Below are 14,726 nucleotides of genomic sequence, written 5' to 3' on the forward strand. Positions count from 1 at the left end.
GATTTTATGACTTCACAATCGACTTATATACCAGCATTAAAATATAATCGGCTAACGAAGTTTTATGACTTTCTGATCGCGCGGTTCCTCAGGGAGAAGGAGTGGAAGTCTTACCTTATTAGTAGCTTTTCCCAAAGCAAGCCACTGGAAATTTTAGACATTGGTTGTGGTACAGCTACATTGTCTTTGATGCTGAAAAGCAAATTTCCTTTTGCTAACGTTACGGGACTGGACGGTGACTTAAAAATACTGACCATAGCTGAAAGGAAAATAGAAGCCGAGCAAGCAGATATAAAGTTAGTGGAAGGTTACTCATATGCCCTCCCGTTTCCCAATAATCATTTTGATGTAGTAACCAGCAGCCTTATGATTCATCACCTGTCTAGTAAAGACAAACAGCGCACATTTAAGGAAGTATTACGGGTACTAAAGCCAGGAGGTGAGTTCAATATTGCTGATTGGGGAAAACCTAATAATATTTTTGTAAGGTTGCTATTTTATATTGTACAGCTACTTGATGGCTTTACAACAACCCGTGATAATGTGAAAGGGCTCCTTCCTCATTATTTGATTGAGAACGGATTTGTAAATGTAACGGAGTTAAAAAAGTTCAATACCATACTTGGAAGTTTATCAATTTATAAATCCTTTAAGTTTTAACGTCTGATAATTAACAATTAAACTTTATTGGGTCATGGAAGTAATACAACTTTTCCTTGATATAAATATTATCATTTTTTATTTCATTAATTAATGATTATGAAAAAAATTAAGATCAATTTGGATTTGCTCCTACCTGAAATACCAGATGAGCGGGATGCCTGTGTGCAACGGATTATTACTGTTATGCAAAAGCATAAGGGTGTTGAAAAAGCACATCTAATTCCGGGTAATGAAGCAAATAAGGCGCAACTGTGCTTTCATTACGATCCTGATGTAATTTCTATTGAACGGGTAGAACATTTGGCAAAAGAAGCAGGAGCGGAAATAACGGAGCAGTTTAATCATTTGCTGATTGAAGTAGAAAGTATCCGGGAAATGATGGAAGCAAACGTCAGAGAAAATCAGTTAAAGAAAATACCAGGTATAGCAGATGTATCTGTATCTGCAACAGGCAACATCCGTTTAGAGCTTGACCAGACAAAAACGGATAAGCAGCAGCTCTTAAATGCTATTAACCAGGAAGGATTGAAAGTAAAATCAGTCCGGCAAATAGTATACGAAAAGGACGTTAGACCCAAAGAGGAAGTTGAACAAAAACATGAAAAAGTTGAAGAACATGAACATGGCGAAGAAGGTGCTGCATGGAAAGTATATCTACCGGCTATTATGTGTTTCGTAATGCTTATTGCGGGAATTATAACTGACGGTTACATAAAACCCGCATTCTTTGCGGGTTGGGTACGCTTTGTGTGGTACGGAGTTGCCTATTTATTGGTTGGGTGGACTGTAGCTGTAAAGGGTATCAGGCTCTTGGTAAGAGGTGATGTATTTACGGAGTTTATTTTAATGACGATTGCCACCGTTGGGGCATTTTATATAGGGGAATATCCTGAAGGAGTTGCAGTAATGCTATTCTATACTGTAGGAGAATTGTTCCAGGACGCAGCGGTAAATCGTGCTAAAAGAAGCATCAAAGCGCTGTTGGATATACGACCGGATACCGCAACTGTATTGGCAGACGGGAATTACAAAGAGGTCTCGCCAACAGATGTGAAAGTAGGCGATACCATACAGGTAAGGGTTGGCGAGAAAGTGCCCTTAGACGGTGAAATGCTGAGCGATAGCAGTTCGTTTAATACAGCGGCATTAACGGGCGAAAGCAAGCCTTCCTCCATTTCAAAGGGAGAAACGGTGCTGGCGGGCATGATCAACCAGGAGAAGGTAATAGAGTTAAAAGTTACCAAACTGTTTAGCGATAGTTCGCTGGCTCGCATACTCACAATGGTGCAGCAGGCTACAACCCGTAAAGCAAAGACGGAACAATTCATCAGACGCTTTGCAAGGGTCTATACCCCCATTGTCGTATTTCTTGCCATCGGGCTCACATTTATTCCCTATTTTTTTGTGGAAAATTACGCATTCAATCAATGGCTATATCGCGCCTTGATATTCCTTGTTATATCTTGCCCTTGTGCATTGGTAATATCTATCCCGCTGGGATATTTTGGAGGAATAGGCGCTGGTTCAAAAAACGGCATTCTATTTAAAGGTTCCAACTATCTTGACCTGATGACGAAAGTGAATACTGTCGTCATGGATAAGACCGGAACTTTGACCAAAGGGGTTTTTAAGGTACAGCAGGTAAAAAGTTACGACATGCCGGATGATCAATGGTTACCATTAGCAGCAGCCCTTGAATCCAAATCTACTCACCCGGTAGCAAAGGCGATTGTCGAATATGCTGGTAATGCTATGAAGGACATGACTATCACTGACCTGGAAGAAATCGGAGGACATGGATTAAAAGGAAAAGCCAATGGTAAAGAAGTACTCGCAGGGAATGTAAAATTGATGGATAAACTCAAAATCCCGGTAAATGAAGAACTAAAAAATGTTACAGATACGGTTGTAGTAGTGGCTGTTGAAAATAAATTAGCCGGGTATGTAACCATTGCGGATGAAATAAAAGAGGATAGCAAGCAGGCCGTTGACGACTTACATAAACGGGGAATAAGATCTATTATGCTTTCCGGCGATAAGCAGGCTGTAGTTGATAAGATTGCAGAACAATTGAATATTGATAATGCCTACGGCGACCTGCTGCCCGAACACAAAGTGGAAAAGGTAGAGCAAATCAAAGAAGATAAAAGTAAGATTGTTGCTTTTGCCGGCGATGGCATCAATGACGCACCTGTACTTGCTTTAAGTGATGTGGGTATTGCAATGGGAGCTTTAGGCAGTGATGCAGCAATAGAAACAGCAGATGTTGTTATTCAAACCGACCAACCTTCTAAAATAGCCACCGCTGTTAAAATTGGCAAGGCAACCAATAGAATTGTATGGCAAAATATTGGATTGGCATTTGGAGTAAAGGCTATTGTACTGGCACTGGGTGCGGGTGGACTGGCAACTATGTGGGAGGCTGTGTTTGCTGATGTGGGTGTGGCACTGCTGGCGATTCTGAATGCGGTAAGGATACAAAGGATGAAATTTTGATTTTTATAATAATTGGCTTTTTACCGTGTCAAAATTTTATAAATCTCGCCAGAAATTGTATAACAATTTTCTTGTGAGATTGTAGTATTTTTACAGTGCAGTTTTTAGACAGGTAATGAAAAGGTTCCTAATCACCATATTAGCCTTGGTTTATCTTTCCTCCTCCGTGGGAGTTGGCATATACCGCCATTATTGTATGGATAGGTTGGTTGCATGGGGATTAGGGGATGAAAAGAAAAAATCCGATGCCTGCCCTTATTGCGGTATGACCCAAACTGGTAATACCGGCCACTGCAACTACCAGATAAATGGTTGTTGCCATGATGAACACCAGCAGATTAAAATTGAGAAAGATCAAAAAGCTTTTGATGAAAGTGTTAAACTGATTAAACCCTTATTTCCGGTAACTACTCAAACAAAGGACATCTTTTCTTCTGCCTTTGTTCAAACACTTGCAATAGCTCATCATCCGACTACACATGCTCCCCCTCAAACAGGAAAAATATCCCTGTTCGTCCGCAATTGTGTTTTCCGTATTTGATTTCCTACTCCACGAGCTGCTCGTAATCATTTCAAGAGCGGGTCATAGGCATTTCTGCTACCTTGCGGGATTAACACCCCTGCAACTTCGCATTTCAAAAAGAGAACATTAAAAAGTTTATGTATGAAAAAGATATTCATGTCATTGGCATTGATAGGCTTATTCGGCATGTACGCTAATGCACAACGGAATCAAAGCGGTATTTATCTTAATTATACCGATTTTAATAACAACAGGCTTTCTTACGCCAGTAATACTGCATCTGAAAAAAACAACATTAGGTTTCATGAGTTTTCTGGAAAGGATTTCATTACAGTAAATCACATGGGTGAAAAGAAAAAGCTGTTTAAAAATGAAATATATGCTTATCAGCGGAACAACGGTCAGGTTGTCCGCACGTGGAATAGAATACCGTACACCCTCAGTGAACAGGGAAATATCTGGATTTACTACCGGGATGTGAATGTTTCACGGGGTAAAGGCATACAAATAGAAAGGAAATATTTCTACTCCACAACCGGCGATGGGGAAATCATGCCTTTAACTATCAATAACCTGAAACATTCGTTTCCTGATAAATACCTGTTCCAAAATTTCCTGGATGCACAGTTCAGGAGCGATACCGAGCTATCATTGTATGATGGATTCGCAAAGAAATTCAAAGTAAACCGGCTGCTGGAAACCACTGTTGCACCGGTTGCCAAAAATTAATCAAACAATCCAACAACCAGTTTTTAATTCACATAATACTAAACACAATGAAAAAATTAATCATCCTCCTGATCGCCGTAGTTACTTCTTTTGTAACATTTGCCCAGGAAAAAGCCGGGAGGAAGGACACTACTAAACACGTAGCGCTATACACTTGTTCCATGCACCCGGATGTAATGAGCGATAAGCCAGGTAAATGCCGAAAATGCAATATGGATTTAACGCTTTCAAAAAAAGAGCAGATGAAAAGGGAAATAACCAAAACATATACTTGCCCGGTACATGCTGATGTTATAAGCGACAAACCAGGTAAATGTCCTAAATGTGGCAAGGATCTGTTTCTTTCTCCAAAAGAGAAAATGAAAATGGAAGTTGTAGGGCTATATACTTGTCCCATGCACCCGGATATAAAAAGTAAGAAGCCCGGCACTTGTCCCAAATGCGGGATGAAACTGGCACAGCAGAAAGAGAAAAATGACAGACAGGATTCCTTACAATAAGGGTATTAGGTACATTTAGCTTTGAAAGTAAGACCGGGCGACGCGAGGTTGCCCGGTTTGTTTTTAGTACGTATTCTGTATTTAGCGAGTAACACCTTACGCAGAAATAAGCAAGCCATTCGCCACTTTAAAGCTCACGGTTATTTCCTTCTTTGTTTTCAACTGCAGGGTATAACTTTTATCAAATTCTTCTACCTGCATTACTTTAATAGTATCGCCTAAAGAAAGTCCGATTTTATCAAGATAACTCAAAAAGGCAGGAGTATGATCGCTGACACCCGTAAATTTACCATGACCGCCGGCATCCATAGAAGAAAGCAATACCGATTTTGATTTTGCAAATACACCATTGGCATCCGGTATAGGATCGCCATGCGGGTCAGTTTTAGGGTGTCCCAGGTAAGCATCTAATTTGCTTATCAGCGTTTCGCTTTGAATATGCTCCAACTGTTCTGCCAGCTCATGTACCTCATCCCACCGGAAGCCTAATTTATCTACCAGGAATACCTCCCATAGCCGATGATTACGGATAATACCAATGGCCACCTGCTTTCCTTTTTCAGAAAGTTTTACGCCCTTCATTTTTTGGTATATGATGAGCTTCTTTTGGGCCATCTTTTTTACCATATCTGTAACAGACGCGGCGTTAACAGCTAAAATTTTTGCCACCTCCGAAGTGGCAACCATTTCACCATTTGCTTCCTGTAGTTTATAGATAGCTTTCAGATAATTTTCTTCGGTAAATGAATGCACGGCATTAAGTGATTTTAATGCAAGATAACAAAAGGGTTTATAATTTATTATTTAGGTTAGTCTAAATATTATTGATTTGTTAATCAAATTTAATAATTTTGCTTGTCTACTACAATTTTTATGCGAAACAAAATATTGGTTTTGGGAGGTATTCTACTGTTTATCACAGGAGGTGTTGCTTGTGAAAAGATGCTGCCCAAAGCCCCAGCCGATGATGAAATACTGGATGGTCCCATAGAGGGTCTAACTCCTGAGCAACATCAGTTATTCCTAAGGGGAGATATAGCTTTTAATGACGAAATATTCACTGCTGAAACGGGACTAGGCCCCTTGTTTGTTGCTACTTCCTGCGGCACTTGCCATGCCGGGGATGGGAAAGGCCATCCATTCACAACGTTGACAAGATTTGGACAAACAGACAGTACCGGTAACCATTTCCTGCATCAGGGAGGGCCACAATTGCAGCAAAGAGCTATGCCCGGCTTTCAGCCGGAACAAATTCCTGCTGGGGCTACTTTTTCCAGATTTACACCACCTGCCAATACAGGGTTGGGATTGCTGGATGCTGTACCGGATGCAACACTGCTCTCGTTGGCAGATGAGAACGACGCTGATGGCGACGGTATTTCCGGTCGCCCAAACTGGATAGTGATACCAGTTTATACAACGCTACGACCTGGCACAATAGAGCGAAACGGCAAATACATCGGCAGGTTTGGTAAAAAAGCTGCTGTATATGACCTCATGCAACAGACTGCCAACGCCTACAGCCAGGATATAGGTATCAGTTCTACTTACGAGCATTATGATACCTATACTGGCCACGAAATAGACCCGGAAATTTCTAACCAAACAGTGCTGGACGTAGTATTTTATCTAAAGACGCTTAAAGCGCCTGTTCAACGCAATCGAACCGATGCAACCGTAAATAAAGGTCAACAGGTTTTTGCAAATACTGGCTGTAGAAAATGCCATACGCCTACATTGTCAACAGGGCCATCTTCTATTGCAGCATTAGCCGACAGGACATTTCATCCGTACACGGATCTGTTACTGCACGATATGGGTAGCGGCCTGGATGACGGTTATACGGAAGGCGCTGCAAAGACGCCTGAGTGGCGCACACCGGCACTTTGGGGGCTGGGGCTTTCCAAAAAATCGCAGGGAGGACAGTATTTCTTATTGCATGATGGTAGAGCCAGAAGTATTGAAGAAGCTATTTTGTTGCATGGTGGTGAGGGACAACAAAGTAAAGCCAGCTTTCAGCAATTGAGCGCAGATGAAAAGAACGCGTTGATAAGGTTTCTTGAATCATTGTAAACTATTTCAAACACCTACACTTTTTACAAATGAACCGGAGGGAATTTATAATAGATACTTGCGGAACTTGCCTTGCTATGGCTGGCCTTTCAACTTCCTTTTCTTCCTGCAGCGCTACCCATTATTTAACGGGTACATTAGGAAAGGATGGTCTTACTATAGATAAAGAAGCCTTCAGGGAAAAAAGCAAAACAGCTTATCGTTCATTTATCATCGTTCGTAACGAAGCATTGCAATACCCTATTTGCGTATACCGTTTTGGGGAAGATAATTATGCAGCATTATGGATGCGCTGCACGCATCAGGGAACAGAGTTGCAGGCATCCGGCAATTTCCTGCAATGCCCGGCGCACGGCAGCGAGTTTAATAATCACGGCCGGGTTACCAATGGCCCCGCTGATAAAGACCTGCGCACTTTCCCTGTAACAATTGATGACAACCAACTTTTTATTGACCTGCGAGCAAAATGAAAAAATTTATATTCATAAATATACTGCTGCTTATACTTACTTCAGCCACCATAGCGCAGATTGATCCATCTTTATTGCGGAAGGTACCAAAAGATAGTACTAAACCACAATTGAATATGGATGCTGTATACAACCGTCCTTTTTTACAGGTAGGTAAGCTACCGGTAGCATTAGGCGGATATGTAGAAGCAAATTATCAGTATTTAGGTGAAGACGGCATCAGCGAAGGACACCAATTCCAGATGAGGCGGTTAACCTTGTTTGTAGCTTCCACCATTTATAAAAGAATAAAATTTTTATCTGAAATAGAATTTGAGGATGGCACCAAAGAGATCAATATCGAATTTGCTTCTGTCGATATTGAACTGGCACCACTCTTAAATGTACGGGGTGGTGTAATAATGAACCCTATAGGCGCATTCAATCAAAACCACGATGGGCCTAAATGGGAATTTGTAGACCGTCCCATTTCAGCAACGCAAATGCTTCCTGCCACCTGGAGCAATGTAGGCTTTGGATTGTATGGGAAAAAATATACAGATAACTGGGTATATGCTTATGAAGCATATTTAACCAATGGTTTTGATGATAAGATCATTGCCAATTCAGAAAACAAAACTTTTTTACCTGCCAGCAAAGAAAATAAAGATCGCTTTGAGGAAAGTTTTAATGGTAGCCCTTTGTTTACAGGAAAGGTGGCGGTACGCAACAGAAAAATCGGAGAATTGGGCTTATCCTATATGGGCGGTGTTTACAACAAATACCAGGAAGATGGGTTAACGCTTGATAAGAAAAGAAGAGTAAATGTGTATGCAGTAGATTTTAATACCACTATCGCAAAAGCCAATACCTATATCAATGGTGAGTGGGCCTGGGTGAATGTTGATGTACCTGACACCTATACTGAACAATTTGGCCGTAAGCAACAAGGAGGCTTTATAGATTTTGTACAGCCTATTTTGAAAAAGCCAATGTTTGGTTTTGAAAATGCTGTATTAAACGCTGCTGTAAGATTGGAATACGTAGACTGGAATAAAGGTACCTTCAAATCTACCGGTGGCAGTATTGGTGATGATGTATTTTCCATTGTTCCGGCCATCAGTTGGCGACCAACAGCGCAAACCGTTGTCCGCTTCAATTACCGTTATAACTGGCAGCGGGATATTTTGGGTAATCCACCTTCCAGACTGGCAGGTTTTCAGTTTGGATTTTCGACGTATTTCTAACGCAGGTTTGAGTGGATAAGTTTTCCACTTGCAATGAAAATAAGTAACTTTATACTATAAAATAGTTCTTTACTTCCTGCCTTCATGTTTACTGGCAAATTTGCTGGCAAATTTTAGTAAAATATAAAGGCCGCAAGATTGCGACCTTCATAACTTATTGATAATCATCGTGCCCAGAACAGGAATCGAACCTGCACTCCCTTGCGAGAACCAGATTTTGAGTCTGACGCGTCTACCAGTTCCGCCATCCGGGCAATCCGCTTCATTCCGGGAGCATGACTCCCTTCAAATGCGGGACGCAAATGTAGCTAATTTATCCAGAATACCCAATAAATATTTTCGCTTATAGTAGCACTCCTTCAGCCGGTACAGGGCAAGTGCCGGCAACACTGTAACATCATATTCCCGGTGCATTTCCGCTACCTCGCCGCATACCTCCTGCTCCATTTCCTTTACCTGCTGCTGCAGTGCCGCAATGGCCTCCTCTTCCGGGTCGTACTCCAGCTCCAGCAGCTTTTCATGGATGTCCATCATTTCCATCAGGAACAGTTCAGGTAGCTGGTAGGGCGCCGTATCCTCGGGCAGCCCGTTCAGCTCCAGCACATAGGCCAGCAACTGCTGCCCGTCACCCAACACCTGGAAAGCCCGGTTCAGCAGGGCGGACTTTTCCAGCATCTCCGCCTGAACGGCCGCGCCGGCCTGCGTATGCATATCGGGGTGATACTGCCGGCTCAGCGCATAATAGCGGCGCCGCAGCAATTCTGTATCCACCTGCAGGGAAACCGGCATACCCAGGAGCTCAAAATAATTCATACGGTCATAAAGTTAATAATTACGGATTATGTAAATTGAATAATGCAAAATACAGACACCATAAACATCGGCCTTATCCGCGAAGAAAAGATCCCGCATGACAACCGCGTGGCTTTTACGCCCCAGCAATGCCAGTGGATACTGCAGCACTACCCGCGTGTGCGCATCACCGTGCAGCCCTCCCCCCACCGCTGCTATACTGACCAGGAGTATGCGAACGCAGGTATCCTCCTGCAGGAAGACCTCTCCCACTGCCACATACTGATGGGCATCAAGGAAGTGCCCGGGGAAAAGCTGATACCGGGCAAGACCTACCTGTTCTTTTCGCACACCAAGAAGCAGCAGGCCGGCAACCAGGCCATGCTGCAACATATCATTGACCAGGGTATTACGCTCGTAGATTATGAATGCCTGGTGCATGCGGACGGACAGCGCATCCTGGGATTCGGCTTCTTTGCAGGCGTGGTAGGCGCGCATAACGGCCTGCTGACCTACGGGAAAAGGACCGGGCTTTTTACCTACCGGCCCGTGCATACCTGCCACGACCTGCAGGAGCTGATCAAACATTACTTCGGCATCAAGCTGCCCCCGCTCAAGATCGTGGTGACCGGCTCCGGCCGTGTAGCAGCCGGCATACTGGAAGTAATGGGTATGCTGGGCATCAAGTACATCCCCCCGGAAGAATACCTGATCAACAGCTATGCCTATCCCGTATATACCCAGCTCAAGGCCGGGGAACTGTACCTGCGCAGAACGGACAAAACCTACAGCCGGGACGATTTCCACGCTCATGCGGAGGAATACGAGTGCCGCTTCCTGCCCTACGTAACGGCCAGCGACATCCTCATGAACGGGATTTACTGGGAGGAGGGCATTCCGCCGCTGTTCACCTGGGAAGACCTGGCCAAGGATAATTTCCGCATACAGGTGATCGCGGATATTACAGACGATGCCTACGGCTCCGTGCCCTGCAACCTGGGAGACTCTACCATCGCAGACCCGGTATATGGCGTGGACCGCATCAGCCGGCAGCGTACGCCTCCCTACCAGCCTGGCTCCGTAGACATGATGTGCGTGAGCAACCTGCCTAACGAGCTGCCCCGCGACGCCTCCCAGTACTTCGGCGACCAGCTTATGAAGTACGTATTCGAGGACCTGCTGCAGCCGCAAAGCGGGGTGATCCGCAATGCCACGATCGTGGACAAAGGACGCCTGGCAGAAAGATTTGCCTACCTGGAAGGTTATGTGCACGGCTAAGCGTACCTTTGCACCGGTACTTTCCCCACTATACCTTAATGTAAAAGTCATGAACAGCGCCAAACCCCAAATACTACTTGCACTGCTATGCCTGCTGCTGTTTTCCTGCAGGGAATACAGCCTGGAAGTTCCCTTTCCCGGTACTTCAGACACTACCGGCAACGGTACAGATACCACCGGTGGCGGTGGCGTAAACCTGGACTCCCCGGCCGTTTTTACACTGGTCAGCGGTACGAACGGCAGTTGCGCCAACGTGCTGGTACTGGGCGCCTATGTTTCCGGCGTTCCCCTCACGATATCCCATACCATTACGCTGGAAGTGATGGTCGCCACGCCGGGGCAATGGGATGTTACTTCCGCTACAGTTAATGGTATGTTCTTCTCCAATGCCGGTGTCTTTACCGGCACGGGCCTGCAAACCATCACCCTCCTGGGCGCAGGCATACCGGGCGAGTTCGGCACCAATGTGGTGCCGGTAGCGGTTGGCGGCAGTAACTGCGCCTTTGCGGTCACCGTTTCGGAAAACTGATCCCGGCTTACAGGTACAGGTAGTATTCCTTCAGCAACGCGGTAAATTCCGGCGTGTACCTGTTATGTTCATCATAGATGGTAAGGCTGTGCAGGACCGGGCTGGTAGTGACCCGGCTAAAAATGCCGACGGTGCGGAAATAGTCATGCCGCGGGCTTTGTTTGATCTCCAGTATTTCCTGCGAAAAAAAGCCGGGAGCCGCCGCCAGTTGGCGGAAGGTGCCGAAAGCGGCATAAGGCAGCAGCACGGAAAAAAGACCATCGGCGGCCAGGTGCGTGGCAATGGCGTCCAGCAGCTCCGCATACCCCAGGGTGGTGGCATGCATGGCCTGGTTGCGCAGGACATTGCTGCTCTGCAGGCTGCCTTCATAAAAAGGGGGATTAGTGATGATGCAGTCATACTGCCGGGCAGCCGGCATATAGCGTACATCCGTTTGCGTTACCTGCAGCCGGGTGGCCCAGGGCGATGCGGCAAAGTTCTCCGCGGCCTGCCCGGCAGCGGCCGCATCCAGCTCTATGCCGGTAATGGCGGCGGCAGGCAGTTGCTGCGCCAGCATCAGGGCCAGCAGCCCGGTGCCGGCGCCAATGTCCAGCACCTGCTGCACCGGCACGGCACGCCCGGCCAGGTACCGCGCGGTAAACGCACCCTGTATGCAGGCATCCGTGCACACCTTCATGGCGCTACGGTCCTGGTGCACGGTAAATTGCTTGAACCTGAAATAGGAATTAGGCATGCGGCAAAGATAACATGCACATCAAAACACTGCCCTGGCACTGGGCACCGCATCCAGCCCGGCAAACTCGCCGGCCTGGTACTTGTACCAGGCGGTAATGGCGATCATGGCGGCATTGTCCGTGCAGTATTCAAATTTCGGAATGTAACATTGCCAGCCGTTTTTTTCGCCATACTGCTGCAGGGCCTTGCGCAGCCCGGAGTTGGCGCTTACGCCGCCGGCAATGGCCACCTGCCGGATGCCGGTTTCCCTGGCCGCCTTTTCCAGCTTGCGCATCAGGATACTTACGATCCGCTCCTGCACAGAAGCGCAGATATCCGCCAGGTGCTGCTGCACAAACGCGGGATCTTGCTGCCGGTGCTCCTGCAGGAAATACAGGATGGCGGTCTTCAGCCCGCTGAAGCTGAAATTGAGACCGGGTATCTGTGGCTCGGGGAATTTAAAACGGGCAGGGTTTCCCTCCTGCGCATATTTATCGATCAGCGGTCCGCCGGGATAAGGCAGCCCCAGCAGCTTGGCGCTTTTGTCAAAGGCTTCGCCGGCGGCGTCGTCCAGCGTTTCGCCGATCACTTTCATGGACAGCGGGCTTTCACACAGCACGATCTGCGTATGCCCGCCGGACACGGTCAGGCAGAGGAAAGGGAACAGCGGCTTCGGGTCTTCTATGAAATTGGCCAGCACATGGGCCTGCATATGGTGCACGGCTATCAGCGGGATGTTCAGCGCCAGGGCCATGGCCTTGGCAAAACAGTTGCCCACCAGCAGGGAGCCGATGAGGCCGGGGGACTGTGTAAAGGCGATAGCGCTCAGTGCGGAACGTTCTACGCCGGCTTTCTTCAGCGCCATGTCCACCACCGGCACAATATTCTCCTGGTGCGCCCGGGAGGCCAGTTCCGGCACCACGCCCCCGTATTGTTCATGTACGGTCTGGTTGGCGATGAAATTGCTCCGTATCCGGCCGTCCGTTAATACGGCGGCGCTGGTTTCATCGCATGATGATTCTATGGCAAGTATATTGACAGGCATGCCGCAAAGCTACAGCATTTGAGGTTTTATTGCTCCTTGATACAATCAATCCGTACCAGTTTGCCGGCCATGCAGTTAGACATGCGGTCCCGCAGCTCCGTGTAGCCCACGCGCACCCTTTGCCCGGGCTGCAGGTGAAAGCTGGTATCCGGCATCTCCACCGGCTGCAACCGCGTATGCGTGCTGTCGCTCAGCACGATCATCAGCCCGCAGCCATCCAGTCCCCGCATATCCATCACCACGCCCTCGTAACGGCAGCCGCCGCCGTTGGACTGCCCGGTGGTCTTACACGAAAGAACCAGCATTAATAATGAATAATTAAGAATTAATAACAGAGAGGACTTGTGTTTCATTGGAACATTCATGTAACGATTATTAATTATTAACTATTCATTATTAATTGGAGCGGATAGCGACCACCGGGTCCAGCTTGGAGGCGGTAAAAGCCGGTATGAAGCCGGCCAGGATGCCTACTATGCCCGATATGCTCAGGCCCAGGATAACATTCTTGGCGCTCAGGCTAATGGCAAAGCTCTGGCTGCCCCCTGCCAGCAGGGTACCGGTATACACAAACAACAGCCCCAGTCCCCCGCCGATAAGGCACAGCAGGATGGCCTCCAGCAGGAACTCCATCATGATCACGCTGCGCCGCGCGCCAATGGCCTTTTTCAGGCCGATGATATTGGTCCTTTCCTTTACGGTCACGAACATGATATTCGCTATGCCGAACCCGCCTACAATGAGGGCAAAAATGGCAATGATGCCGCCCCCTATGTTCAGCGCGGCAAACAGGCCGGCCAGGTTGCTGCTCAGGGTCGTGATCTCGTTCAGGGAGAAATCGTCCTCCTCGGTAGGGCGCAAACGGTGCGCGGCGCGCAGCACCCCTTTCAGTTCGTCTTTCAGTTGCCGCAGGTCTACGCCGCTGGCGGCTTTCACCATAATATAAGGATCGCCGAAACGACGCTCGTCCACGATCGTACGCCCGAAACCGTAAGGCACGATCACCGCATTGTCATAGTTGATGCCGCCCAGCAGGCTCTCCCCTTTTTTCTTCAGCAGCCCGATGATCTTGCAGGGACGCCCGGCTACCTGCACCACCTTGCCATCAGCCGTTTCTGCGCTGGTAAACAGGCCTTCCCAGATGTTGGCCCCCAGTATCACCACGTTGGAGCTGCCCTCGTTGCCGGTGAAGTAGCGGCCGGCGATGATCTGCGGCTGCTGTATCCGCTCAAACTCCTGGGTAACGGCTATCATTTCCACTCCCTCCATGTAGTCGTCCCGGTACTCCACTCTTTTGCTATAGGCGGAGAATGCGAAGGCCGAAGCCGAAGCGCTCTTTACCTTATCCTGCACCACCCGCAGGTCTTTAAACTCCGGCTGCGGGCGGTTCATGTATTTCCACCAGGGATATTCGCCACCGCCACCCCAGGGCCATTTCTGGACGTAGATCACATCGCTGCCCAACTCCTGCACATCACTGCGGATATTGCTTTCCATGCTGTCCGTAACGGTAAACACCGCGATGATGCAGAAAATACCGATGGTGATGCCCAGCAGCGAAAGGAAAGTGCGCAGCTTGTTCACTTTCAGCTCCTGCAGCGCCATCTTCAGGCTGTTCCAGAGTATTTTGATGGTAGCTAACATATAACAAATATAAGAAAGCTGAACGCAGAAAGCAAAAAGCTGAA

General features: G+C 47.2%; 16 protein-coding genes and 1 tRNA gene. 10 read left to right on the forward strand and 7 right to left on the reverse strand.

Annotated features, from left to right (window positions below):
- Positions 1–6: 6 nt before the first annotated feature.
- From LX66_RS25760 to LX66_RS28415, 5 genes are all read left to right on the forward strand, one after another.
- Entirely contained in the window at positions 7–660 is a 654-nt protein-coding gene (locus LX66_RS25760) for a class I SAM-dependent methyltransferase (protein WP_145718871.1), read from the forward strand.
- 99 nt (positions 661–759) lie between these two features.
- Positions 760–3,159, forward strand: a complete 2,400-nt coding sequence (locus tag LX66_RS25765) for a heavy metal translocating P-type ATPase (RefSeq protein ID WP_244620514.1) — start codon at positions 760–762, stop codon at positions 3,157–3,159.
- Between the two features lie 115 nt (positions 3,160–3,274).
- Complete coding sequence (locus LX66_RS25770; RefSeq protein ID WP_407643617.1) at positions 3,275–3,700, forward strand: HYC_CC_PP family protein; 426 nt, start codon at positions 3,275–3,277, stop codon at positions 3,698–3,700.
- A 123-nt stretch (positions 3,701–3,823) separates the two neighbouring features.
- The gene (locus LX66_RS25775) at positions 3,824–4,411 is read left to right on the forward strand and encodes a hypothetical protein (protein WP_145718875.1); all 588 of its coding nucleotides are present in this window, start codon (positions 3,824–3,826) and stop codon (positions 4,409–4,411) included.
- A 47-nt stretch (positions 4,412–4,458) separates the two neighbouring features.
- Positions 4,459–4,911 carry a heavy metal-binding domain-containing protein gene (locus LX66_RS28415; protein ID WP_211366567.1) on the forward strand — a complete coding sequence of 151 codons (453 nt, stop codon included), beginning with the start codon at positions 4,459–4,461 and terminating at the stop codon, positions 4,909–4,911.
- A gap of 96 nt (positions 4,912–5,007) precedes the next feature.
- On the opposite strand, the gene LX66_RS25785 is transcribed toward LX66_RS28415, so the two are convergent.
- Positions 5,008–5,664, reverse strand: coding sequence for a metal-dependent transcriptional regulator (locus LX66_RS25785; RefSeq protein WP_145718877.1), 657 nt, complete (start codon positions 5,662–5,664; stop codon positions 5,008–5,010).
- A 120-nt stretch (positions 5,665–5,784) separates the two neighbouring features.
- Here LX66_RS25785 and LX66_RS25790 point away from each other — a divergent pair, with 120 nt between their 5' ends.
- The 3 genes from LX66_RS25790 to LX66_RS25800 are packed head-to-tail and all read left to right on the forward strand — an operon-like array spanning position 5,785 to position 8,680.
- On the forward strand, positions 5,785–6,984 hold the full coding sequence (locus LX66_RS25790; protein WP_145718879.1) for a di-heme oxidoredictase family protein: 1,200 nt from the start codon (positions 5,785–5,787) through the stop codon (positions 6,982–6,984).
- Between the two features lie 29 nt (positions 6,985–7,013).
- Positions 7,014–7,454 carry a QcrA and Rieske domain-containing protein gene (locus LX66_RS25795; protein ID WP_145718881.1) on the forward strand — a complete coding sequence of 147 codons (441 nt, stop codon included), beginning with the start codon at positions 7,014–7,016 and terminating at the stop codon, positions 7,452–7,454.
- On the forward strand, positions 7,451–8,680 hold the full coding sequence (locus LX66_RS25800; RefSeq protein WP_145718884.1) for a hypothetical protein: 1,230 nt from the start codon (positions 7,451–7,453) through the stop codon (positions 8,678–8,680). The genes LX66_RS25795 and LX66_RS25800 overlap by 4 nt, the downstream gene beginning before the upstream one ends.
- Positions 8,681–8,850: 170 nt before the next feature.
- Here the strand turns inward: LX66_RS25800 and LX66_RS25805 are convergent.
- Positions 8,851–8,934, reverse strand: a tRNA-Leu gene (locus tag LX66_RS25805).
- A 31-nt stretch (positions 8,935–8,965) separates the two neighbouring features.
- Positions 8,966–9,493: a Fe-S protein assembly co-chaperone HscB gene (hscB, locus tag LX66_RS25810; protein ID WP_145718886.1), complete on the reverse strand. Its 528-nt coding sequence runs from the start codon at positions 9,491–9,493 to the stop codon at positions 8,966–8,968.
- A gap of 42 nt (positions 9,494–9,535) precedes the next feature.
- Between hscB and LX66_RS25815 the strand changes: the two genes are divergently transcribed.
- Positions 9,536–10,750 (forward strand): NAD(P)-dependent oxidoreductase, encoded by a 1,215-nt coding sequence (locus tag LX66_RS25815; protein WP_145718888.1) that lies wholly within the window; start codon positions 9,536–9,538, stop codon positions 10,748–10,750.
- A gap of 49 nt (positions 10,751–10,799) precedes the next feature.
- Complete coding sequence (locus LX66_RS25820; RefSeq protein ID WP_145718890.1) at positions 10,800–11,279, forward strand: hypothetical protein; 480 nt, start codon at positions 10,800–10,802, stop codon at positions 11,277–11,279.
- Positions 11,280–11,286: 7 nt separating this feature from the next.
- Here LX66_RS25820 and LX66_RS25825 read toward each other — a convergent pair whose 3' ends face one another.
- The 4 genes from LX66_RS25825 to LX66_RS25840 all read right to left on the reverse strand — a co-directional run bounded on the left by LX66_RS25825 (position 11,287) and on the right by LX66_RS25840 (position 14,682).
- A complete protein-coding gene (locus LX66_RS25825; protein ID WP_145718892.1) occupies positions 11,287–12,012 on the reverse strand; it encodes a tRNA1(Val) (adenine(37)-N6)-methyltransferase in 726 nt (241 codons plus the stop codon).
- A gap of 21 nt (positions 12,013–12,033) precedes the next feature.
- Positions 12,034–13,038 (reverse strand): tRNA (adenosine(37)-N6)-threonylcarbamoyltransferase complex transferase subunit TsaD, encoded by a 1,005-nt coding sequence (gene tsaD, locus LX66_RS25830; RefSeq protein WP_145718894.1) that lies wholly within the window; start codon positions 13,036–13,038, stop codon positions 12,034–12,036.
- A 26-nt stretch (positions 13,039–13,064) separates the two neighbouring features.
- Positions 13,065–13,343, reverse strand: coding sequence for a hypothetical protein (locus tag LX66_RS25835; protein WP_145718896.1), 279 nt, complete (start codon positions 13,341–13,343; stop codon positions 13,065–13,067).
- 91 nt (positions 13,344–13,434) lie between these two features.
- Entirely contained in the window at positions 13,435–14,682 is a 1,248-nt protein-coding gene (locus LX66_RS25840; protein WP_145718898.1) for an ABC transporter permease, read from the reverse strand.
- Positions 14,683–14,726: the final 44 nt, after the last annotated feature.

The sequence above is a fragment of the Chitinophaga japonensis genome (assembly GCF_007830125.1).
GTDB lineage: Bacteria > Bacteroidota > Bacteroidia > Chitinophagales > Chitinophagaceae > Chitinophaga > Chitinophaga japonensis.